Below are 22,096 nucleotides of genomic sequence, written 5' to 3' on the forward strand. Positions count from 1 at the left end.
TCCGGTCCGTCAGAGATGTTAGGCCAGCCTTACCTAATCGAATTGGGGTAGGACCGAGGAAGGATGGGCATGTCCGCACCGCACGCGAGCTCCACACCCGGGGACGCTCTCCCGGGCCTCCCGGGCCTCCCGGGCCTCCCGGACCTGGTGGGCATCGGCTTCGGGCCGGCCAACCTGGCCCTGGCCATAGCGATCCGGGAGCACAACGGCCGGCGCGCCCCGGGCGAGGCGCTCCGGGCCTCGTTCATCGAGCGCCAGGACGACTTCGGCTGGCACCAGGGCATGCTCCTCGAAGGGGCCACCATGCAGGTCTCCTTCCTGAAGGACCTGGTGACCATGCGCAATCCGGGGAGCCCCTTCAGCTTCCTGCACTACCTGCAGGACCGGGACCGGCTGGCCGACTTCATCAATCAGAAGTCCTTCTTCCCCACCCGCCTCGAATTCCACGACTACTTCCGCTGGTGCGCCGCCCCCTTCCGCGGGCTGGTCGACTACGCCACCGAGGCCGTCGAGGTGCGGCCGGCCGGTCCCGACGGTGTCGCCGAAGAGCTGGACGTCATCACCCGGCCCGCCTCGGGCACCGGCCCCCTGCGCGCCACCCGCACCCGCAACCTCGTACTGGGGACCGGACTGCGCCCGCGCGTCCCCGCCGGGATCAGCACCGGCCCGCACATCTGGCACAACCGCGACCTGCTGCACCGAGCACCGGAACTGACGGCGCGTCCGCACCGGCGGTTCGTCGTCGTGGGCGCCGGACAGTCCGCCGCCGAGACCGCCGACCACCTGCACCGCACGTTCCCGGACGCCGAGGTGTGCGCCGTCTTCACCCGGTACGGGTACAGCCCGGCCGACGACAGCCCGTTCGCCAACCGGATCTTCGACCCCGCCGCGGTCGACGAATTCTTCCGCGCCCCGGAGGAGGTCAAGCAGCAGCTGATCGGCTACCACACCAACACCAACTACGCGGTCGTGGACGGAGATCTGATCGAGCACCTGTACCGGACCGTCTACCAGGAGAAGGTCGCGGGCGCCGAACGGCTGCGCATCCTGAACGCGACCGCCCTCACCGGCGCGGAGGAACTGCCCGACGGGGCACGGGCCGTGGTGCGCTCCCTCACCACGGGAGAGACCCTCGCCCTCGACTGCGACGCGGTGGTCCTGGCCACCGGCTACCGGCCCACCGAACCGGCGGAACTCCTCGGCGACCTGGCCGGGGAGTGCCTCACGGACGGGCAGGGGCGGCTGCGCGTCGGCCGCGACCACCGGGTGGAGACCACCGACCGCGTCCGGGCGGGCATCTACGTCCAGGGCGCCGCCACCGAGCACACCCACGGCATCACCGCCTCCCTGCTGTCCACGCTGGCCGTGCGATCGGGCGAGATCTGCGACTCCCTGCTGCTGCACGTCGCCGAGCGCGAGGTGCGGGCCGCGCTGGCGACCAGCGGGGCGGCCGTCACCGACGGCGTCCCCGCCCACCGGGGCTGAGCGGCCGTGCCGCGGACCGATACCCCGGCGGAGGCCGGAACGGCCGCACTCACGGCGGCGCATGCGCACATCCCGGCGGCGCAGAGCGCGGATCCCTCGTACGCCGGTCACCACATGGGCCAGTACATCGAGGTCGTCGGCCCGCTCGACACGTCGGCCCTCGACGGGGCCGTGCGCCACACCCTCGACGAGGCCCCCTGGTTCCGCTCGCGGCTGATGGCCAGGGTCGGCCGTGAACGCCACCTGCTGGTGCAGCACTTCCACCTGCTTGCGGTCGACGGGTACGGGGTGGCGCTGCTCAGCCGGCGGATCGCCGAGGTCTACACGGCCCTGGTACGGGGGCGGCCGCCCGGCCCGACCCCCTTCGCGCCGGCCTCCGTACTGGCCGACGCGGACCACGCGTACACCGGCTCGGCGGCGCAGGCCGCGGACCGGCGGTACTGGACGGGGCGGTACGCGGACCGCCCCGCGCCCGTGTCCCCGGCCGGCCGGGCCGCCCCGGCGCAGGACACCGCGCTGCGGCACAGCGCGCCCCTCGACGCGCAGGACAGCGCGGCCGTGCGCGCCGCCGCCCGCTCCGCCCGTGTCACCTGGGCCGAGGTCGTGCTTGCCACGACCGCGGTGCGGGTGACCGCGGCGGCCGGCTCGCGCGAGGCGGTCCTCGCCGTGTACGCGACGGCGCGGACCGGCCCGGGAACGCTACGGGTGCCCGCGACGGCGGTGAACGTCCTGCCGGTGCGGCTGCCGGTCCGGGGGGCGGACACCTTCCGGTCGCTGCTGGGCGCGGCGGGCGGCGAGCTGACCCTGCTCCGTCGTCACCAGCGGTTCCGCGGCGAGGAACTGGCCCGCGAGCTGTGGCCGGAGTGCGGCGGCGGCCGCGTTCCGGGGCCGCTGGTCAACCTGCGGCCGTTCGAGACGGAGCTGGACTTCGGCGGAATCCGCGGCCGGGTCGTCCAGCCTCGCCTCGGGGCCGGTCGACGACCTGTCGGTGTCCGCCGTGGCGGACCCCGACGGCCGGTTGCGCCTGGACTTCGACGCGAATCCGGCGCTCTACACCGAGGAGGAACCGGCCCGGTTCGCCCGCCTGTCACCGGGGGTCTGGCAGCGCTCTGCGGCGCCCCCGACGCCCCGGTCGCCTCCCTCACCCACCACTGGTCCCATCCCCCTACCGACCGCTGCGGTCATCCCCCAAGGAGAGACACCATGGCCACCAACCCCTTCGAGGACGACGACGCCCGCTACTTCGTCCTGGTGAACGCCGAGAACCAGCACTCCCTCTGGCCCGCCTTCGCGGAGATTCCGGGGGGCTGGACCGTCGTGCACGGCGAGGACAGCCGAGAGGGCTGCGCCGCGTACACGGAGGCGCACTGGACCGACATGAGGCCCGCCAGCCTCGTCGCCAGGAGCTGAGCCCTCCGGGGGCCGCCCGGCCCCGGAGCTCCCGGTCACCCGGCCCCACGCGCGGGGGCCGGGTCGGAGCATGCCCTCCGGCCCGGCCCCCGGTCGCGTGCGGGCCGTACGGTTCACAGCCGCCGGCAGAGCACCTCGGCGGCGCGCACGGCGGCGGCACGGTCCCCGCCGGGGCCGCCGGGCTGGTACGCGGCGGTGATCCAGCTCGTCGCCGGCGCCCTGGTGCTGCTCGGCGCCGGGACGCGCAGCGCGGCCTTCATCGCCTCCGGCTCGATGGCGTACGCCTACTTCACCGCCCATCAGCCGGACGCCCCCTTCCCGATCCAGAACAGCGGCGAGTCCTCCGCGATGTACTGCTGGGCCTTCCTGCTGATCGTCTTCACCGGCCGGGGCGCTTGCGCCCTGGACCGTCTCCTGCCCTCCCGCGGGAACCGCGCCGCGGAGCCGCAGACCGAGCAGCGCCCTCAGGCGGCCACCGTCTGATCCGGTAGCGGGTGACCCGTCGCCTGAGCCCCGCCCCGAAACCCGGGACGGGGCTCAGGCCTGGTGCAGGTAGCAGGCAAGGGTGTCGCGGTTGTGCCGCAGGCCCTCGATGCGCGCGTCCATGGCCGCCAACTCCCCGTCGAGGACGGACCGGATCTCCTCGCACCAGGCGAAGCGCACCCCCTCGCGCACCCCCTCGCCCCGGACGCACGGCAGCACCGAGCGGATCACCTCGGTGGACAGGCCCGCCGCCAGCAGGGCGCGGACCTTCCGTACGGCGGCCACGGAGTCCGCGGTGTAGTCGCGGTACCCGTTCGGGCCGCGCTCCGCGTCGAGCAGCCCCTGCGCCTCGTAGTAGCGCAGCAGCCGGGAGCTGACCCCGGTGCGCCGGGACAGTTCGCCGATCAGCATGTGCCGTTCCTCTGCGTCCGGTTGACCTTCACATTGATGTCAACGTCTAACGTCACAGCCACGAGCGGGCATTCCCCCGGCTCGACCGACCGCGCACCGTGGGAGTGACTTCTTCATGACCGACCGCTCGTTCCTCTTCGTCCTCGGCAGTTCGCGTTCCGACGGCAACACCGAGCTCCTCGCGAGGGCGGCCGCCGAGCAGTTGCCCGCCGGTGTCCGGCAGCGGTGGGTCGATCTGGCCCGGCTGCCGTTGCCCGACTTCCAGGACGGGCGGCACGCCACCGGGGACGGGACGGCCGGAGAGACCGAGGAAATGCTGCGGCAGGCCACGCTGGAGGCGACCGACGTCGTCATAGCCTCGCCCCTGTACTGGTACGCGCTCTCCGGGCACGCCAAGCGCTACCTCGACTATTGGTCGGGCTGGCTGACGGCGCCTGGATCGGACTTCAAGGAGCGGATGACGGGCCGCACCCTATGGGGCGTGACGGCCATGGCGGACCGCGACGAGGTCCGCGCCGACGGGCTGGTGACCAGCCTGCACCACACCGCGGCGTACATGCGGATGCGGTTCGGCGGCGTACTGCTCGGCAACGGTTCCGGGCCGGGACAGGTACGTGACGACGAGCGCGCGACGATCCGCGCCAAGACCTTCTTCGAGCAGGACGCCCCCCTCGCCCGGTTCCCTCACGAGGAGACGCCCCTTCAGCCGAAGGCATGATCAGCGGCGAGCGATCGATGCCATCAACCCTTGCCTCACCTATCGAAACTCGATAGATTCCCATCGTCAATCGATGGAAGGATGGGTCATGGGCAAGCTGACAGTGCATGCGTTGCGTGCCGTGCTCGCGGTGGTGCTCGCCGGCACCGTGTTCGTACAGGCATCGATGGTGTGGGCGTTGGCCACCGACCCGGAGGACGGGGCACTCCCGCTGACCCCGCTGCGCGTGATCACGATCCTGGGCATGATGTCGGCCCAGGCCGCCCTGATCTGCGTATGGCGGCTGGTGACGATGGTGCGACGCGGGACCGTGTTCTCCCACACCGCCTTCCGGTACGTGGACGTCGTGATCGGCGCGATCGTGGCCGCTTCCCTCCTGTGGTTCGCGGTCACGGCGGTCAATGCGCCGGGCCAGCGGGAGGACCCGGGCGTCACCCTCATCATGGGCGGGGTCGGCGTGGCCATCCTGGGGGTCGCGCTCATCGTGCTCGTGCTGCGGATGCTGCTCGCCCAGGCCGTCGCGCGCGACGTCGAAGCCGCGCGGATGCAGGCCGAGTTGGACGAGGTCATCTGATGCCGATCGCCGTCGACATCGACGTGATGCTGGCCAGGCGGAAGATGTCCGTGGGCGAGCTCGCGGACCGCGTGGGGATCACGCCCGCCAACCTGGCAGTACTCAAGAACGGCCGCGCCAAGGCGGTGCGCTTCGCGACCCTCGCCGCGCTCTGCGAGGTGCTCGAGTGCCAGCCGGGCGACCTGCTGCGCTGGGAGGCCGAGGACACCACGGCCGGATGACGTGACCCGAGGCGGACAGGCGGTGTCGGCGGAGAAGCTCCGGTACCGGCCCCGCCTCAGCGGCGGATGCCTCGCCGGACCGGCCTGCCATGGACGACCGGCCACCGGTCAGACCGACATCACGCATTCAGGTTCGGGAGCGGCGGTGTAGCCGAGCCGGGGCATGTTCGTCATTCCGTCGCGGTCTGGGTGCGGCGGGCGTAGGCGCGGGCGGCGCGGGCTCGGTCGCCGCAGCGGGTGGAGCACCAGTGGCGGCGGCCCTGGCGGAGCAGGTAGCGGTTGCAGGGGGTGGAGCCGCATGCGGTGAGGCGTTCGGCGTTCGGGGAGGTGAGGAGGTCGGCGGCGTCGGCGGCGAGGGTTGCCAGGGCGTGGTCGAGGATTGCGGTGGTGGGGTGGGTGGTGGCGCGGTAGGGGCCGTTCTTGTCGTCCCACTGCAGGAGCGGGGCGGTAGGGACACGGGTCATCGCGTCGTTGACGGCCCTGACGGCCGCGGGGAGGGCTGGGAGGCCCGCGGCGCGGGCCGCGAACAATGACCTGATCTGTTCGCGCAGGGAGCGCAGCTGCGTCGTGCACATCTCCCGCATGCCGGCGTCGACCGGGGCGAGACCCCGTTCCGTCAGCCAGTGGTTCGCCTGCTCAGGGGTCCCCAGAAGATCGACCGTGTGCCCGCCGGGCCGCGCGATGGCGCTGTTGGCGAGGGCGAGCGAGATGTGCTCTTCCTCCCCTTGGGCCGGCGGCAGGACGGGTTCTTCCATCACGGGCTCCTTCACATTCCTCATGGTACGCCTTGCGTCTATCCGTGAGAAACAGCTACGGTCATCTCACGGTTCATTCGAAGCTATCCGTGAGGTCGTCTCCGTGTCTTCTGTGCCTGCATCGACCGTCCAGTTCTCCGTCCGTGTTCTCGGCGGCCCGACCGCCCTCTTCGAGTACGGCGGCCTGCGTTTCCTGACCGACCCGACCTTCGACGCTCCCGGCGACTACCCCGCGCCCGGTGCGACCCTGACCAAGACCGCCCCCTCCACCGCCGCCCCCGGCGACCTCGGCCCCGTCGACGTGGTCCTGCTCTCCCATGACGAGCACCCCGACAACCTCGACAACTCCGGAAGGGCCCTGCTCGCCGACGTCCCGCTCACCCTCACCACCCCCGGTGGCGGACAGCGCCTCGGCGAGAAGGCCAAGGGCCTGGCCGACTGGGAATCCATCGAACTGGACCGCCCCGGAGGCGGCGGCACGGTGACCGTGACCGGCGTACCCGCCGTTCACGGACCCGGGGCGCGCGAGGCGGTCGAGCCGATCCTCGGCCAGGTCATCGGCTTCGTCCTGACCGGCGAGGGCCTGCCCACCGTGTACGTCAGCGGCGACAACGCCTCGCTCGACGCGGTCAAGGACATCGCCGAGCGCTTCGCCCCGGTGGACACCGCCATCCTCTTCGCCGGCGCCCCCCGATTCCCCGGCCTCTTCGACGGCGGCCTGATCGTCCTGGACAGCACCCAGGCCGCCGAGGCCACCCAGATCCTCGGTGCGCGCCGCGTCGTTCCCGTCCACTGCGACAGCTGGGCCCACTTCACCGAGGGCCACGAGGAACTGGAAGCCGCGTTCACCGCCGCCGGACTGACCGACCGCCTGGACCCGGACTGGGTCCAGCCCGCCTGAGCCTGACGGCCAGGACCACCCTGGCTGCCGGGGCAGGTCAGCCACCTGTCCCGGGCGCCTGGTCCCCGGGCGGGGGTGGCTGCGGCTGCTCGAACGGGGAGGGCACCGGGAAGTAGGCCTCCAGGAAGGCGGCGACGATGTTGTGCTGCTGCGTCGCGGTCAGTCCGACCTGGTCTCCGTGCCCCGTTCCGGCTCCGGCCCGGGCGGGTGCGTCCTCGTCGTCGGCGAGGCAGAAGGCGTCGTGGCTGCGCTCGGCGGCCAGCGGCGGCAGCGTCTCGATCACCTCGTGGCGCGCGGTGCTGACGTAGGCGTGCGCGAGCCGTCCCTCGACCGCCCGGCCCTCCGCGAGCGCGAGGTGGGAGGCGAGGGTGACGGGGGCGAGGTCGTCGGTGCTGCGGAAGACCGAGCGGGCGGTGGCGGCGAGCCGACCGGGCAGCAGCTCCTCGACGCGGGTGAAGAGGGAGCGGGTGAGCGGGTAGGGGGTGTGGGCGAGGATGTGCGGATAGGTGCGGCCGACGGCCTCCTCGACGGCCTGCCGGGTGACCTTCTGCGAGGCGGTGAACACGTCGTCGCCGGCCCGGCTGCCGGGGTCGACGGCACGCCGGTCGTGAAACACCTTGGGCAGTCCGGAGGACAGGAAGTAGTCCTGCGGGCGCTGGGGGCGGCCGAGGAAGATGTCGTCGTTGAAGTAGATGAAGTGCTCGGCCAGGCCCTCGATGCGGTGCAGCCGGCTCTCGATGGCGTGGGAGTTGAACACCTCGGGAGCGTCGGGGTCCGTCAGGAGCTCGCGGTGGTCGACGACGGTGACGCGGGGATGACAGGTGTCGAGCCAGTCGGGGGCCTGGTCGTCGGTGACGAGGAAGACGTGCCGGATCCAGGGTGCGTGGGCGGCGATGGAGCGCAGACAGTACCGGAGCTCGCCGCGGTCGCGGTACCGGTTGTCCGCGAGGTCGAGCCCCGTGCGGCGGCCGGTGCCGACGGCCGCAGCCTCCGCGGCCCGGTCCCTGCGACGGCGCCAGGCGGGGTCGGCGGCGTCCACCCAGGTGATCACGGCGTCGACGGGGAAGTCGATGTCGTCCGGGAAGCGGTTGGCGAAGCAGTCGACGACGGGGTAGTCCCGGTCGTCGACCCGGCGGGTGGCCGAGGCGGCCAGGGAGGGAACCCACCAGCCGTACGGGGTCTCGCGCAGCGTGGCGAGGGCGCCCTCGCCGGAGTCCGGGGCCTCCCAGAACTCCAGGTCACAGCCGGTCTCGGGGCCGTAGACCAGGGTCCGGCCGGAGGTGACGACGGGGTGGTGGAGGCGTACGGCCCGGACGCGGGCGGGGCGCCGGGGCCGGTTCGGGGACTCACCGGCCTGCCGGTCGCCGTCGGCCAGGACCGACTCGGCGGCGTCGACCGCTGCCGGGAGGTCCTCTGCCAGTACGTCCCCGGCCTCGCCGTCGGCGGCGATGAGGCGGGCGTAGACGGGGAGTCCTGCGAACGCCGCGGCGCAGGCCTTCAGCGCGGCGGCCCGGTCTCCCGGGGCGATGGCCACCCGGTGGGTGAGCCGGCCGTCGGGGACGAGCCCGTAGGGGACGGCAGCGGCTTCGAGGGCCTCGGCGAGGGAACGGAGGTTGGCGTTGCGGGCATCGGCGGGGAGCAGGTCGTCCCGTACCAGGGCGAGACGACCGCGGTGGCGGACCAGGCCCGGCACGGTCGCCAGCAGCGCCTCCTCGCGGTCGGCGGCCCGGCTGCGCTGCCGAGGCCCGTCGCCGGTGTGCTCGGGTCCGGCGGGGCCCGGTTGACGCGGGATGCCGCTGCGGCGACGCACTGTCCGGGCGAGTCTGCGAAGCCCGGCCGGAAGGGGAAGACGGCGTATTCCCTGCATGTACGTCCTCGGTGTGCGGCGCTGATGAGCGGCAGCCGGTTCTCTGAGTGTCCTGACCACGAGCGGGCGGGGTCAGGAGCATGGTGGATGCCTTGTTCAGCGATACGTTTCCCATTGTTTACGTTTCATGCAAGGGTCCGGAGTCCTGATGCCCCAAATCACAGGGACTTCTCATACGCGGCGATGGCTCGTCCGCCGAGGCCCTGCCCCGGCGTCGGCAGAACGGGGACTGCCACCCGGGTCACAGCCCCCGACCGGCACGGTCCAACGAGCTCCGCACGTACGCGCCCGGCGTCTGCCCAGAGTGGCGGCGGAAGGCCACGATGTAACCGTTGGTGCTGACGAAGCCCACGCGGGCGGCGGCGGTGCTGACCAGCTGGCCCTGTTCCAGCAGGCTCAGCGAGTGGTTGAGCCGCAGCCGGGTGCGCCCTTCGGAGAAGGGCATCCCGGTCTCCGCGCGGAAGGCCCGGCGCAGGCTGGTCGAGCTCGTGTAGAGGTCCACTCCGTCGCGGTGCGCGGGTCGCTCGGGGTCCGGGCCGGCTCCCGCGCCACGGCGCCGGCGGTGTGGCTGGTGGACTGCGGCAGCGGCAGGCAGTTGCGGTGCCCGGCGGACAGCGCGGCGAAGGTCTCGGGGTCGTCGTCCTGGGCACAGGTGCTGCGCGTCCGGCCGAGCACCAGTCTGCGCTGGGCGTCGGTGACGTTGATCGTGGTGACGTCCTGGTACGGCAGCTCGAACAGCTCCGCGTCGAAGGCCCCGGCGGCGATGACGGAGTCCGCTCCGGTGCGCGATGCCCGCCGGGATCCACCGGGCCACCGAGGCGGAGAGCTCGTAGTCCCGGCCGAGGGCTCGTGAGGGGGTTCCCGGCTGCGGGTGCGGCTCGCCGCACGGCTCGCCGCCCTGCCGTCGGTGCTGGGCGTCCTGGGCGGCCGGATCGGCGATCCGGAGGTGCTGCCCCGGGTGGAGCCCGTGGCTCAGACCCACCCGGTGCCCTCGGGCGCGCAGACGCTGCTGCCGTGCCGGCTGCTGGAGTGGCTGCCGGACGAGGACGCGGTGCTGGCCCTGAGCGAGGCCGCGGCCGCGCCGTCGGCCGAGGGCGCCCTGGTGCTGGTCGAGGGCGCTCTGGTGCCGGCCGAGCAGGTGGAGGCGGCCGACCCGGACGATATCGACGCGGTCCTGCACCACCTGCGGCTCACGGCGGCCCTCGGCTCCGGGCTGCGCTCGGTGAAGGACGTGAGCGCGCCGGCGGAGCGGGCCGGGCTCGCGGTGCGCGACTGCCGCGACATCGGCTGGGACCACCGCCTGCGGGTGCTGACCCCGACCGCCTGACCCGAGGGCGGCGTACTGCTGGGCCGGGCAGCAGGTCGCCGCGATCCGCGATGACGCCGCCGGCCGGACGTCCTTGACCACCCGGGCACCCCGCGCAGGGCAGGAAACGCGGGGCGCGCCGTTCGGACGGCGGGCGGGACCTGGATGGCCTGCGCCTACATGGGGTCCATGGTCCCGGCGCCGGGGCCGTTCATCTGCTCGCTCTTCTCCCGGATGTGCAGCGCCTTCTCCGTGAGCCGCTGCCGTTCGGCGGGATCGGTGGCGTGCTGGGCGGCCTGCTCCAGCTCCTGGGCCTTGTCGCGCATCTCCTGGGCTCGCTTGCCGTTCGGGTTCTCGATACTCACTTCGGCCTCCTCGGTCGGGGCTGGTGGATATCCGGCTACCCCGGCATCTGCAGGGCATTCACCGGACGGGTGCGCACGGCACCGGGGGTGGCCGGAGGGATCGGCGCGGGGCCGGCGCGCCACGCAGCGGGGGCTCGAGCCGGAGTGGCGGCCACGGGCCCGGGCGATGCAGGCTGTACTCATGAGAGCGCCCTTGCGCTCGCACCTTGGACCGCGAGCCGACGGCCACCACCAGGTCCTTTTCGTCGTCGCCGAGTGCGTGCCTTTCGCGATCGCCCTGCTGGTGCTCCTCGTCGAGTTCACGCCCGCGCACGTGGTGTACACGGGTCCCCTGTTGGTGGCGACGCCCGCTCTGGCGGCCGTGACGATGGGTCCCAACGGCACGCTCGCCGCCGCGGGGGTGGCCGTCGGTGTGAGCGTGACCACCGCCAGCTACAACCACGCCTGGGGCAGCCAGCAGGTCTACACGAACTTCCTCGCCCTCTTCCTGGTCTCGGCGGCGAGCTTCATCACGAGCCGCGCCGCACGCACGCGCAGGGAGAGCGAGCTCAACCAGGTCCGCCGGATCGCCAGGGCCGCCCAGGACGTCCTGCTGCGGCCGGTGCCGGACCGGCTGGGCTCCGTACGGGCGGCCAGCATGTACCTGGCGGCCGAGACCGGCGCGCAGATCGGCGGCGATCTGTACGACGTCGTCCAGACCCGGTACGGGGTCCGGATGATCGTCGGGGACGTCCGGGGCAAGGGACTGCCCGCCGTACGGGCCGCCGCGGTGGTGCTGGGCGCGTTCCGGGAGTCCGTGCACTACGAGGACGACCTGGTGGAGGTCATCAACCACTGCGGAGCGGCCCTGCGGCGGGACGCCGTCGTCTCGGGCGTGGCCGACGGGGAGGACGCCGTCCTCGAGGAGTTCGTCACCGCGCTCGTGGCCCAGGTCCCGGACGGCCGTCACGTGGAGGTGATCAACCGGGGCCATCCGCCGCCCCTGGTGCTGCGCAACGGCGCGGTCCTGTCCCTCATGCCCACCACCTCCCTGCCGCCGCTCGGTCTCGAGGAATTCATCACCGGTCCTCCCGGGCGGACGGACACCTATTCGTTCGAACCGGGTGACCGGCTGCTGTTGTGCACCGACGGGGTCATCGAGGCCCGCGACCGGGACAACACCTTCTTCGACCTGGCCGAGGCCATGGTGACCATGTGCGGCCACACCCGGGAGGCGTTCTTGGACGGCCTGCACCAGGCACTGCTCCGCCACACCCAGAGCCGCCTCGCGGACGACGTGGCGATCATCATCGTCGACCGGTGCGAGGACGAGGAACACCGGTCGGCCGTAGGCCGGACCTAGGGGGTGTCTTGCAAGACACCCCCGGTGCGCGCAGCGGCCTCGGCGTTCCGACTCGCCCGGACGGTCCCGGGCGCGACAGCATGGAGGGAGGACGGTCGGCAGGATGCCCTCGGAAGGAGGTGATACAGAAGGTGACCAGGCATCGCTTTGCGTTCTGCGGGGCTGAGCTCGCCGCTGTCTACGTGGTCGCCGACCAGGGCAGGGAGCTCCATCTGGCCGAGCTGACCGGGAACCGTGGCGTCCTCTACGGACTGCCCGCGATTCTCGCCGTGGCCAGCCATTCGCCCGCCGCCAACGCCCTGCGCTCCGGCCGCCCGCTGTGGCTGACCCCCAAGGAACTCGCCACGTTCATCGAGGACGATCCCCACCACTTCCCCACCCGCGTCCGGGACGGTGACCCCAACTCGCCGGCCAGGATCTCGCTGGGGGCGCTGCCACTCGGGCACGGTGACCAGGAGCTCGGGTGCCTGATCGTCGCCGGCGAGGCCGGGGACGGCTTCAGCGCCGACGACCGCAGCCTCCTGGAGCTCTACGCCGACCAGGTGGCCGCCGGACTCGAATCGGTCGCCGCCCGCTTTACCGGACGCAAGGCCCCGCAGGCCCATCTCGGGCAGTCCCTGGTGCCTGACCAGGGCGGCGCCTTCATCGTGGAACTGAGCACCGGCCGCATGGAGGCCCACGCGCACGTGCTCGAACTGCTGGGTCTGCCTCCCGAGCAGTTCGACGGGCAGGTGGAGACCCTGCTCTCCTGCGCCGTCCCCGACGATATGCCCGCCCTGATGGCGATCGTGGAGCCGGACCGGCTGGCCGCCACCGGACAGCAGCTGGCGTTCCGTATCCGCCGCCCGAACGGCGAGCTGCGCTGGCTCGGGCTGCGCTGTCGCGTGGAGGTGGACTCCGACGGCACGCCGCAGCGCGTCCTGGGTGTGGTGGCCGATGCCACCTACCTGCGCCCCAGCGCCGACGAGGTCTCCCTCGTGCAGCGCCTGTCGGCCACTCTGGCGGGGGCGGCGACGGTCCGAGAGGTCAGCCGGCTGGTGGTCGCCGCCCTGCGCGAGCCGCTCGGCGCCTCCCGGGTCGCGGTCGGCGAGCTGGAGCCCGAGCGGCTCATCGTCACCGCCCTCGACCCCCCGGAGCCCGATGCCTGGCCCGAGGTCTGGCGCTCGGAGTGGCGGTCCGAATGGCCCGACGCGGCGCTCAACGACCTGCCCACCCTGCAGAACGCGCTGCGCGGGGGGCATATGAGCCTGTGGCCGCCGGGCGCGGCTCTCGAGCCCGGCCTTGTCGGCGTCGGGCCCGGTGGCCTCGCGGTGCTGCCGCTGCCCGCCGACGGCCGGATGGTCGGGGTGTGCCTGGTCGGGTGGGACACGGACCACCGGTTCGGACCGGAGGAGCGGTCGCTGCTGACCGCGGCCGCGGGGCTGGTGGGGCAGGCGCTGGTGCGCGCCCATGCGATGGACGCGGGCCACGAACTCTCCACGATGCTCCAGCGCAGTCTGCTGCCCCGCAAGCTCCCGGAGCTGCCGGGCGGGGTCGCGGTCGCCCGCTACCTGCCCGCGACGGCCGGACTCGAGGTCGGCGGCGACTGGTATGACGTCATTCCGCTCCGTGACGGTCATGTGGCGTTCGTCATCGGGGACGTACAGGGACACAGTGCGGGGGCCGCCACCATCATGGGCCAGATGCGTACGGCGGTCAGGGCCTACGCGGTCGAGGGCCACCCGCCCGACGTGGTGGTCTCGCGGGCCAACCGTCTGCTCGTCGGCATGGAGACCGATCTGTTCGCCACCTGCGGGTACGTGGACCTGGACATGGAGGAGGGCATCGCCAGGGTCGTACGGGCCGGTCATCTGCCGCCGGTACTGCGGTATCCCGACGGCGTCACCGAGGAGATGGCGGTCGAGGGCGGGCCTCCGCTGGGAGTGCTCACGGAGGCCGAATTCCCCATGACCGAGGCGGGGCTGGTCCCCGGCACCCTGCTCGTTCTGCTGACGGACGGCCTGGTCGAGTCCGCCAGGATGCCCCTGGAGGAGGGCATGCGGCGGGTGAGCGCCGTACTCGCGGCGGCCGACCCGGCCGATGCCGGAAGGGTCGCCGACGAGCTGGTCGTCGGCGTGGGCCGTCGAGACGACGACGTGGCACTGCTGTTGCTGCGCTACGACGGCACGGGGGGCCGGCCGATGCGGAGCCACTGGACGGTGTGGCGGCTGCCCAACGCGGTCCTGCACGCGCGCCGCTTCACCGCGCGCACCCTGCGGTCCTGGGGAGTGGTGGAGGAACTCGACGCGGCTCTGCTGGTCGTGTCCGAGCTGGTCACCAATGCCATCGCGCACACGCAGGGCGAGGTGGGGATGGACCTGACCCTGTCGGCGGACCGGCTGCGGATCGCCGTGAACGACGCGTCGCCGCGCAGCCCCGTCAAACCGGTGTGGGTGAGCTGGGAGTCGACCGGCGGTCGCGGGCTGCTCATCGTCGAGGCGACGACGGCGGCGTGGGGCTCGGTGCCGCTCAGCGGCGGCAAGCAGGTGTGGGCCGAGATCCCCTGGCACCCACCGGGGTGAGGCCCACGCGGTGTCTCGTCGATCCGGCCGGGCTCACCAGCTCGGTGTCCAGGTGCCGGCGGTGTCGTGGCCGGCCGCCGTGGCGGCGAGGTGGGCACGGAGGGTGGCCAGGGCCGGGTGGGGGTTGTCCCGGTGCCACAGGAGCGAGTGCGGGTAGACGGGTGTCGGGTCGGTCACCGGGATGCGGCGCAGGCCGTGGTCGGCGGGCCAGACGAGGCGCGTGTGTTCGCCCATGAAGGTGGCCAGGGCAGGGGTGTCGGCGACGGTGTCGAGGAGCGCGTCGGAGCCGAAGTTGGGGCCGGTCGCCTCGATCGTGAGGCCGAACTCGGCGACGAGGTCGTCGTAGTAGGCGGCCCACTCGGTACCGGGGACGATGCCGGGCATCCAGATCCGGTGTCCGGCGAGCTGGGCGACGGTGACCGATTTGGCGCCCGCCAGCGCGTGGCCGGGTCCGGTGAGGAGCTGGAGCGGCTCGTCGAGGACCCGGACGGACCGGATGTCCTCGGGAAGGGGCCGGCCGGGCGCCGCGACGGCGCGGAAGGACGCGTCGATCTCACCGGACCGGATGGCGGCGACGGCCGTCTCGATGCCGAACAGCATCAGCACGTCGAGGTCGACCTCGGGGTGCGCCTGGTGGAAGCCGCGCATCAGCCCGGACGCGGCGCCGCGCGAGGCGATGATGTCGACGCGCAGCGGACGGCGGCCGGTGTGCACGGACGCGACGGCGCGCTCGGCGACGCGCAGCAGCTCGCGTGCGTGGGGCAGGAAGGCCTGGCCGTCGATGGTGAGCTCGGCGCCGCGCGGAGTGCGGTTGAACAGGCGCACTCCGAGCTTGCGCTCCAGCGTGGCGATGCGTTTGGAGACGGCCTGCTGGGTGACCGCCAGCTCGGCGGCGGCCTCCTGGAACTGCCCCGCGTCGGCGGCGGCGACGAAGGTCCGGACGGTGTCGAGGTCCATGCCGACACCCTACGGTCACAACCATGGCTTGTGGCCGACGGCTCTGCGGTTGTTTGATCCCTGGGCCGGGCGCTCGCTTTGATGCTTCTGATCGCGGATCGGTTGTACGGGCGAGGGGCATCGGACATGAGGAGCGGACAGCGCCTGGGGCGGCGGTTCGGATGGCTCTGGGGGGCGTACGGGACCAGTGCGCTCGGAACGTGGCTCGCCTTCGGCGCGTTCCCGCTGATCGCCGTCCAGGTGCTGCACGCCGGACCGGCCGAGGTCGCCGCGCTCTCCGCCACCGGGGCGGCGGTGGGCGCGGCCGTGGCGGTGCCGCTCGGCCCGTGGGTGGAGTTCCGGCGCAAGCGGCCGGTGCTGATCGTGACGGACCTGGTGCGGTGCGCGGCGCTGCTGACGGTTCCGCTCGCGTTCGCGCTCGGTGTGCTCTCCTTCCTTCAGCTCCTGCTGGTGTCGGTCGTCGTCGCGGCGGCCGACATCACCTTCCGCGCGGCCTCGGGCGCGTACCTGAAGACGCTGCTGCCTGCCGAGGACCTGCTCGTCGCCAACGCCCGGTTCGAGTCCACGGCCTGGACGACCACGATCATCGGACCGCCGCTGGGCGGCGCGGCGATCGGGATCTTCGGCCCGGTGGCGACCGTGGCGGTGGACGCGGTCAGCTACCTGCTCTCGGCGCTGGGCATCCGCGCGACGGGCGGGCGCGAGCCGCAGCCGGAACGCCGGGAGGCCCCGCGCCTGCGGGCCGGAGACCTGCTCGACGGCTGGCGGTTCGTCCTCGCCGACCCGACGCTGCGCCCGCTGTTCTTCAACACCGCCTCGTTCAACGGCCTGGTGATGGCCACCCAGCCGCTGCTGGCCGTCCTGATGCTCGGCGGACTCGGCTTCGCACCGTGGCAGTACGGCCTCGCCTTCGCCGCCCCGTCGATCGCCGGGCTGCTCGGTTCGCGGCTGGCCCGGCCGCTCGCCGCCCGGTTCGGGCAGCACCGGGTCCTCGTCGCGGCCGGGTCCCTGCGCGCGGTCTGGCCCGTCGGCCTGGCCTTCCTAGGCCCGGGCACCGGCGGGCTGCTGCTGGTGATGGGCGTCGAATTCGGGCTCATCTTCTGCTGCGGGGTCTTCAATCCCCTCTACGCCACCTGCCGCCTCGAGCGCACCGCGACGGACCGGGTCACCCGCACGCTGTCCGCCTGGGCGGTGACGACCAAGGCCTCGACCGCACTCCTGACGGCCCTCTGGGGCGTGCTGGGCACCCTGCTGGGCCCCCGTACGGCCATCGCCCTGGCCGGCGCGCTCCTCCTGGTGACCCCCCTGCTGCTCCCCCGCCGCGCCCCGTCGCCCTCGAAACACTGACCGACGGCCAGGACGAGCCCGTGGGAAGCGGCCCGAACCCCGGTCTGAGCGTCGACGTCATCGGCTGGTACTGACGGGCCGCGGGTCGAACGACCACCGTGCCCCCGCCCGACCGGGTCGTGGGGGCACGGTCGCCGGGATCGTCGAGGAAGTCATCGACGAGGCCGTGGCCGTGCGGCCCGGCCGGGCGAGGTGGCGACGAACGCGGCCGTCGCTGTCCCTGCGGCGGGCATGGGGCACCCCGGTCACCGCTTCGGCCCGGGGACACCCTCCAGGTCGCATCGGCCGGCCGTGGCCCGGGAGAGCGGCAGACGGTCAGTCGGACTCGCTCGCGAGGTGCAGGGCGAGCTCCTGCAGGATCTCCTGCGCGGATGTCTCCGCCCCCGTCTGGTCGAATGCGTCCGCGACCGCCTCGAAGGCCAGCACGAAGCCGCTGATCAGGGCGCTGAGCGGGCCGGACAGCTGGTCCAGCATGGCGAATCCGACCTCTGCCGGATCGGCGTCGGCCGGCACGACGAACTCCGTCGGCGTCACCTCACCCAGCAGCGAGGAAAGGTAGTCCGTCCCGATACCGCTCCGCACACCCGTGAGTGCCGCGATGGCCTTCAGCTTGATCTCGTTCTCGGTCATCCCGCGAGCGTACGGCGGAGCCCCCTGCGGGAGCCCGCGCGAAGGCCCCCGCGCGCCCCGCGGGTGTCTCAGCCGCGCGTGCCCGGGTAGGGGTACGACAAGGACACGGAGGAGGTGCGCCCATGGATGGCACGAGCGAGAACGAGGACGGGGCGGAGGTACGGCGGCCTCGGATGCAGCACGAAGGCGGCACCGCGGACGAGCACGGGCGGACGCCCGGGGTCCCCTCCCGTACGGGCACCGGGGCACAGGCGCCGGCGGACGCGGAGCGGGTGGGGAGGGCCAACGACGGCAGGACCAGGACCGCCCGTGTCCTCAAGCAGGACAAGGCCGACCGGCCCGACGAGGAGAACGACTGGCCTCGGTAGTGCCGTGTGAGGCATCACTGCCGTGTGCGGGGTACACGTAGGGCATGAACGAGGAACAGCGCGCGTCACAGTCCGAGGAGGTGCTCCTCGCGGGGCTGAGCGTGGACGCGACGCGACCGGAGCAACCGGTGTTGCTGGACGGATCCGGAGCCCCGATCCGGACGTGGCGGGAGAACTACCCCTACGACCGGAAGATCCGGCGGCCGGAGTACGAGCGGACGAAGCGGATCCTGCAGATCGAGCTGCTGAAGCTGCAGCGCTGGGTCAGGGACACCGGGGCCCGCGTGGTGGTGATCTGCGAGGGCCGGGACGCGGCCGGCAAGGGCGGCACCATCCGGCGTTTCACCGAACGGCTCAACCCACGCGGTGCACGCATCGTGGCTCTGGACAAGCCGAGCGAGCGGGAAGCCGGCCAGTGGTACTTCCAGCGCTACATCGCGCACCTGCCCGATCGCGGAGAGATCGTCTTCTTCGACCGCTCCTGGTACAACCGGGCCGGCGTCGAGACGGTCATGGGCTTCTGCACCGAGGCCGAGTGCCGGCGCTTCCTCCACCAGTGTCCGGACTTCGAAGCGATGCTCGTCGAGGACGGCATCCTGCTCGTCAAGTTCTGGTTCTCGGTCTCCCGCGCCGAACAGCGCACCCGCTTCGCGATCCGCCAGGTCGACCCGGTGCGCCAGTGGAAGCTCTCCCCCACCGATGTCGCGTCCCTGGACCTGTGGGACGCCTACACCGCCGCCAAGGTCGAGATGTTCCGTGCCACCGACACCGACCACGCACCGTGGACCGTGGTCAAGACCAACGACAAGCGGCGCGGGCGGCTGGAAGCGATGCGCAGCCTGCTGTGCCGCCTGGACTACACCAGCAAGGACGCCACGGCCGTCGGCCGGCCCGATCCGCTGATCGTCGGCGCCGCCGACACCCTCCTCGAGGCGGGCGAGCAACCGGCAGACCTCTCCCCCACGCCTCTGGGAGGCCCGCCCACCGGCCCCGGTCTCCACCCGGGGACGCGAAAGCCCCAGGCCGGGCCGCACCGCGGCGGGTCCGGAACCGGGTAGGTCAAGGGCGTGCAGACCTTTCTCCCGTACCCGGAATTCGCGGACTCCGCGGCCGTTCTCGACCCGAAGCGCCTGGGCAAGCAGCGCGTCGAGGCGCTCCAGGTCTTCCGGGGCCTGACGGTGGCCGGTTACGGCTGGGCCCGGCATCCCGCGGTACGGATGTGGACCGGGTACGAGGAGGCCCTGGTGCGCTACGGCCTCGACGTCTGCGGCGTCTGGGCCGCCGAAGGGCGCGCCGACACCTGCGCCGGCACCCTGATGGCGGACTACCTCGCCTGGCGCCCGGGCGCCACGGTGCGGGAACAACGCCGGCTCGCGGCGGACGGTGAGCTGCCGCCCTGGCTGGGTGATGACGCGTTCCACCGCAGTCACCGGTCGGCGCTGCTGCGCAAGGCCCCGGAGTTCTACCGCCCGCATTTCCCCGGCGTGCCGGACGATCTTCCCTATGTCTGGCCGGCGTCCGATCGCGGCGATGTCCGGCGTGCCTGAGGGGCAGGGCTCGGCTCTCCCCGGAACGGCGCCCTCGGACACCGGCCCCGGACACCGCCACGGACTCCGGCCCCGGACACCGGCCACGCGTGAGACGCGGAAGACGTACCACGCGGCATGTCGGGTCCGGCCGCCTCCTGCCGTTGAGGGAAGATGCCCTGTCGGGGCCCGTGGACGGCTCAGGAAGTCGGTGATTCGGTTTGACGCCGCCCAGTGGTGACGTGGTGGAAGCGGCCCCGATCGTCGCCGGCCCCGGCGCCGGCGAGAAGGGCCTCAAGGCCGGCGCCCTGGGCCTGGCCTCCTCCGTGGCCATCGGCGTGGCGTCCACCGCTCCGGCCTACAGCCTGGCGGCCACGCTCGGCCTCATCGTGACGAGGGTCGGCGCCCAGGCCCCGGTCATCACGCTGCTGGCCTTCATCCCGATGCTGCTGATCGCCTACGCCTACCGGGAGCTCAACGCCGGCAACGCGGACTGCGGGACCACCTTCACCTGGGCCACCCGGGCCTTCGGCCCCCGCATCGGGTGGATGGGCGGCTGGGGGATCATCGTCGCCGACGTCATCGTCATGTCGAACCTCGCTGCGATCGCCGGCATCTACACCTTTCGGCTGTTCGGATACGAGGCGCTGGCGGAGAGCAGGCTGTGGACCACGATCGCGGGCGTCCTCTGGATCGCCGTGATGACGGCCGTCTCGTACGTCGGCATCGAGATCTCCGCAGCCCTGCAGCGCGGCCTCCTGACGGTCGAGGTCGGCATACTGATCCTCTTCGCCGTCATCGCCATGACCAGGGTCTACACGGATCCCCCGGCCACGGCGATCCGCATCTCCGCCTCCTGGTTCAACCCCCTGCTCGTGCCCAGCTCCGAAGCGCTCACCGCGGGGCTCCTGGCCGCCGTCTTCATCTACTGGGGCTGGGACACCGCCGTCACGGTCAACGAGGAGACCGCCGACAGCGCGCACATCCCCGGGCGTGCCGCCGTCATCTCGACCGTCCTGCTGCTGATCATCTACGTCGCGGTCGCCACCTCGGCGCAGGCCTTCGCCGGCGTCGGTACCGAGGGCATCGGCCTGGCCAACAAGGACAATGCCGACGACGTGCTCTCCGACCTCGGCAACGCGGTCTTCGGTGATCAGGGGGTCGGCCGGATCCTCACCGGGCTGCTGATCTTCATGGTGCTCACCTCCGCGGTGGCCTCCACCCAGACCACGATCCTGCCCCTGGCACGGACGGTCTTCTCGATGGCCGCGCACAAGGCCGTCCCCGCCGGTTTCGCCCGGGTCCACCGGAAATACCTCACCCCGACCTGGTCGACGGTGGGCATGGGTCTGGTCTCGATCGCGTTCTTCGTCCTGCTGTCGCTGATCAGCCACAACGTGCTGGCCGACTCCATCGAGTCGGTGGGCCTCGCGATCGCCTTCTACTACGGCCTGACCGGCTTCGCCTGCGTCTGGTACTACCGCAGGGTGCTCACCCGCAGTACGAAGGACTTCCTGTCCAAGGGCCTGCTGCCGGGCCTGGGCGGGCTGATGATGCTCTCGGTGTTCTGCTACGCGGGCTTCCACGTGTACGCCGACCCCGACTACGGTGCGACCACCATCGACCTGCCGCTGCTCGGGCGGACGGGCGGGGTGGCCGTGGTGGGGCTGGGAGCCCTGCTGATCGGCGTCGTGCTCATGCTGATCGTCACCCGCGAGCACTCCGCGGCCCTCAAGCTCCAGCGGAGCCTGCTGCCGCGCAAACTGGCCCCGCAGACGGCCGTCGAGGCGGCGAGCCGCTACGTGCCGGCCGACAGCCGGTCCGGAGTCGGCGGTGACTGGTTCGACCTCGTTCCCCTGTCGAGCACACGCGTCGCCCTGGTGGTCGGAAACGTGAGGGGACACGGACTGCACGCCGCGGCCGCCATGGGACTCCTGCGTACGAGCGTGCGCGTCCTCGCCCGCATGGACCTGCCGCCGGACGAGGTCCTCTCCCACCTGGACGACGTGGCCCGGCAGACCTCCTCGGAGTGGGCCGGCGAGCTCGGTGGAGACCGCACACGATCCGACCCGGACGCGGGCGTCGCCCCGGTGACCTGCCTGTACGCCGTGTACGACCCCGTGTCGGGGCGGTGCACCATGGCGCGGGCGGGCAGCTGGCCGCCCGCGGTGGTCGCGGCCGACACCGGTGAGGTCTCCTTTCCGGACCTGCCGCCGGGCCCGGCACTCGGCCTCGGCGGCCAGACCTTCCAGAGCATCGAACTCCAGCTGCCGCCCGGCAGCCTCATCGCCCTCTTCACCGACGGGCTGACGCACACCGTCGGCCACGACCCCGACGTGGCCCTCGGCCGCCTCGCCGAAACCCTCGCCCAGCACGGCCGCCCCCTGGAGCAGCTGTGCGACCTCGCTCTGGCGAGGCTGCTGCCCGGCCCCGTGGACGACGACGTGGCCGTGCTCCTGGTCCGCACGCGGATGCTCGACGAGCAGCACGTCGCCGACTGGGAGCTGGAGTCCGACCCGGCGATGGTCGGCGTCGCCCGCGCCGCGGTTGCCCGGCAACTGCAGGCCTGGGGGCTCGAGGACTTCTCGTTCGTCACCGAACTGATCGTCAGCGAGCTGGTCACCAACGCCATCCGCTACACCGACGGTCCCGTCCACGTCCGGCTGATCCGTGACGAGAACCTCATCTGCGAGGTCTCCGACACCGGTCACACCTCACCGCACCTGCGCCACGCCGCCACCGACGAGGAGGGCGGCCGGGGCCTGTTCCTCATCGCCCAGATGACCTATCGGTGGGGGACGCGCTACACGGCCGCCGGAAAGACCATCTGGGCCGAACAGGCGGTGGCGCCGACGGAGGGACCGTGAGC

22 protein-coding genes and 1 pseudogene are annotated in these 22,096 nt (G+C 72.5%); 16 read left to right on the forward strand and 7 right to left on the reverse strand.

Translation table 11 applies throughout. The features are described from left to right. Positions 1-69 precede the first annotated feature (69 nt). From ACGFZK_RS09120 to ACGFZK_RS09130, 3 genes and pseudogenes are all read left to right on the forward strand, one after another. Positions 70-1,485 carry a lysine N(6)-hydroxylase/L-ornithine N(5)-oxygenase family protein gene (locus tag ACGFZK_RS09120; RefSeq protein WP_393848196.1) on the forward strand — a complete coding sequence of 472 codons (1,416 nt, stop codon included), beginning with the start codon at positions 70-72 and terminating at the stop codon, positions 1,483-1,485. A 6-nt stretch (positions 1,486-1,491) separates the two neighbouring features. Further along, complete coding sequence (locus tag ACGFZK_RS09125) at positions 1,492-2,895, forward strand: MbtH family NRPS accessory protein (RefSeq protein WP_393848197.1); 1,404 nt, start codon at positions 1,492-1,494, stop codon at positions 2,893-2,895. 134 nt (positions 2,896-3,029) lie between these two features. Continuing rightward, positions 3,030-3,378 (forward strand): annotated as a pseudogene (locus ACGFZK_RS09130) (DoxX family protein); the annotation flags it as partial. 54 nt (positions 3,379-3,432) lie between these two features. Here ACGFZK_RS09130 and ACGFZK_RS09135 read toward each other — a convergent pair. Beyond that, a complete protein-coding gene (locus ACGFZK_RS09135) occupies positions 3,433-3,789 on the reverse strand; it encodes a MerR family transcriptional regulator (RefSeq protein ID WP_393848198.1) in 357 nt (118 codons plus the stop codon). A 115-nt stretch (positions 3,790-3,904) separates the two neighbouring features. On the opposite strand from ACGFZK_RS09135, the gene ACGFZK_RS09140 reads away from it, so the two are divergent. From ACGFZK_RS09140 to ACGFZK_RS09150, 3 genes are all read left to right on the forward strand, one after another. After that, entirely contained in the window at positions 3,905-4,507 is a 603-nt protein-coding gene (locus ACGFZK_RS09140) for a flavodoxin family protein (RefSeq protein ID WP_393848199.1), read from the forward strand. 88 nt (positions 4,508-4,595) lie between these two features. Next, entirely contained in the window at positions 4,596-5,081 is a 486-nt protein-coding gene (locus tag ACGFZK_RS09145; protein ID WP_393848200.1) for a DUF2975 domain-containing protein, read from the forward strand. Continuing rightward, complete coding sequence (locus ACGFZK_RS09150; RefSeq protein ID WP_393848201.1) at positions 5,081-5,302, forward strand: helix-turn-helix domain-containing protein; 222 nt, start codon at positions 5,081-5,083, stop codon at positions 5,300-5,302. Before ACGFZK_RS09145 ends, ACGFZK_RS09150 begins: the two co-directional genes overlap by 1 nt. A gap of 170 nt (positions 5,303-5,472) precedes the next feature. Here the strand turns inward: ACGFZK_RS09150 and ACGFZK_RS09155 are convergent, their stop codons facing one another. Next, on the reverse strand, positions 5,473-6,081 hold the full coding sequence (locus tag ACGFZK_RS09155) for an ABATE domain-containing protein (RefSeq protein ID WP_393848202.1): 609 nt from the start codon (positions 6,079-6,081) through the stop codon (positions 5,473-5,475). Positions 6,082-6,160: 79 nt separating this feature from the next. Between ACGFZK_RS09155 and ACGFZK_RS09160 the strand changes: the two genes are divergently transcribed. Then, the gene (locus tag ACGFZK_RS09160) at positions 6,161-6,958 is read left to right on the forward strand and encodes an MBL fold metallo-hydrolase (RefSeq protein WP_393848203.1); all 798 of its coding nucleotides are present in this window, start codon (positions 6,161-6,163) and stop codon (positions 6,956-6,958) included. Between the two features lie 37 nt (positions 6,959-6,995). Here ACGFZK_RS09160 and ACGFZK_RS09165 read toward each other — a convergent pair whose 3' ends face one another. After that, entirely contained in the window at positions 6,996-8,768 is a 1,773-nt protein-coding gene (locus ACGFZK_RS09165) for a Stealth CR1 domain-containing protein (RefSeq protein WP_393848204.1), read from the reverse strand. A gap of 298 nt (positions 8,769-9,066) precedes the next feature. Further along, complete coding sequence (locus ACGFZK_RS09170) at positions 9,067-9,327, reverse strand: helix-turn-helix transcriptional regulator (RefSeq protein ID WP_393848205.1); 261 nt, start codon at positions 9,325-9,327, stop codon at positions 9,067-9,069. 9 nt (positions 9,328-9,336) lie between these two features. Here ACGFZK_RS09170 and ACGFZK_RS09175 point away from each other — a divergent pair, with 9 nt between their 5' ends. Together ACGFZK_RS09175 and ACGFZK_RS09180 are read left to right on the forward strand one after the other, a co-directional pair. Beyond that, on the forward strand, positions 9,337-9,678 hold the full coding sequence (locus ACGFZK_RS09175) for a hypothetical protein (RefSeq protein ID WP_393848206.1): 342 nt from the start codon (positions 9,337-9,339) through the stop codon (positions 9,676-9,678). Between the two features lie 18 nt (positions 9,679-9,696). Continuing rightward, positions 9,697-10,152 carry a hypothetical protein gene (locus ACGFZK_RS09180; protein ID WP_393848207.1) on the forward strand — a complete coding sequence of 152 codons (456 nt, stop codon included), beginning with the start codon at positions 9,697-9,699 and terminating at the stop codon, positions 10,150-10,152. Positions 10,153-10,307: 155 nt separating this feature from the next. Here the strand turns inward: ACGFZK_RS09180 and ACGFZK_RS09185 are convergent, their stop codons facing one another. After that, positions 10,308-10,496, reverse strand: coding sequence for a DUF6381 family protein (locus ACGFZK_RS09185; RefSeq protein WP_393848208.1), 189 nt, complete (start codon positions 10,494-10,496; stop codon positions 10,308-10,310). A 181-nt stretch (positions 10,497-10,677) separates the two neighbouring features. Here ACGFZK_RS09185 and ACGFZK_RS09190 point away from each other — a divergent pair, with 181 nt between their 5' ends. Further along, on the forward strand, positions 10,678-11,838 hold the full coding sequence (locus tag ACGFZK_RS09190; protein ID WP_393848209.1) for a PP2C family protein-serine/threonine phosphatase: 1,161 nt from the start codon (positions 10,678-10,680) through the stop codon (positions 11,836-11,838). A gap of 80 nt (positions 11,839-11,918) precedes the next feature. Beyond that, on the forward strand, positions 11,919-14,399 hold the full coding sequence (locus ACGFZK_RS09195; RefSeq protein ID WP_393848210.1) for a SpoIIE family protein phosphatase: 2,481 nt from the start codon (positions 11,919-11,921) through the stop codon (positions 14,397-14,399). A gap of 33 nt (positions 14,400-14,432) precedes the next feature. On the opposite strand, the gene ACGFZK_RS09200 is transcribed toward ACGFZK_RS09195, so the two are convergent. After that, complete coding sequence (locus ACGFZK_RS09200; RefSeq protein ID WP_393848211.1) at positions 14,433-15,356, reverse strand: LysR family transcriptional regulator; 924 nt, start codon at positions 15,354-15,356, stop codon at positions 14,433-14,435. 126 nt (positions 15,357-15,482) lie between these two features. Between ACGFZK_RS09200 and ACGFZK_RS09205 the strand changes: the two genes are divergently transcribed. After that, complete coding sequence (locus ACGFZK_RS09205; RefSeq protein ID WP_393848212.1) at positions 15,483-16,703, forward strand: MFS transporter; 1,221 nt, start codon at positions 15,483-15,485, stop codon at positions 16,701-16,703. Between the two features lie 315 nt (positions 16,704-17,018). Here the strand turns inward: ACGFZK_RS09205 and ACGFZK_RS09210 are convergent, their stop codons facing one another. Beyond that, positions 17,019-17,333, reverse strand: coding sequence for a hypothetical protein (locus ACGFZK_RS09210; protein WP_393848213.1), 315 nt, complete (start codon positions 17,331-17,333; stop codon positions 17,019-17,021). A 122-nt stretch (positions 17,334-17,455) separates the two neighbouring features. Between ACGFZK_RS09210 and ACGFZK_RS09215 the strand changes: the two genes are divergently transcribed. The 4 genes from ACGFZK_RS09215 (at position 17,456) to ACGFZK_RS09230 (ending at position 22,094) form a co-directional block, all read left to right on the forward strand. Further along, positions 17,456-17,701: a hypothetical protein gene (locus ACGFZK_RS09215; RefSeq protein WP_393848214.1), complete on the forward strand. Its 246-nt coding sequence runs from the start codon at positions 17,456-17,458 to the stop codon at positions 17,699-17,701. A gap of 44 nt (positions 17,702-17,745) precedes the next feature. Beyond that, positions 17,746-18,759, forward strand: coding sequence for a polyphosphate kinase 2 (ppk2, locus tag ACGFZK_RS09220; protein WP_393848215.1), 1,014 nt, complete (start codon positions 17,746-17,748; stop codon positions 18,757-18,759). 9 nt (positions 18,760-18,768) lie between these two features. Then, a complete protein-coding gene (locus ACGFZK_RS09225) occupies positions 18,769-19,248 on the forward strand; it encodes an MSMEG_6728 family protein (RefSeq protein WP_393848216.1) in 480 nt (159 codons plus the stop codon). A 200-nt stretch (positions 19,249-19,448) separates the two neighbouring features. Further along, a complete protein-coding gene (locus ACGFZK_RS09230) occupies positions 19,449-22,094 on the forward strand; it encodes an amino acid permease (protein WP_393848217.1) in 2,646 nt (881 codons plus the stop codon). Positions 22,095-22,096 lie beyond the last annotated feature (2 nt).

The organism is Streptomyces sp. NPDC048257 (genome assembly GCF_043201855.1).
In the GTDB taxonomy this organism is placed as follows: domain Bacteria; phylum Actinomycetota; class Actinomycetes; order Streptomycetales; family Streptomycetaceae; genus Streptomyces.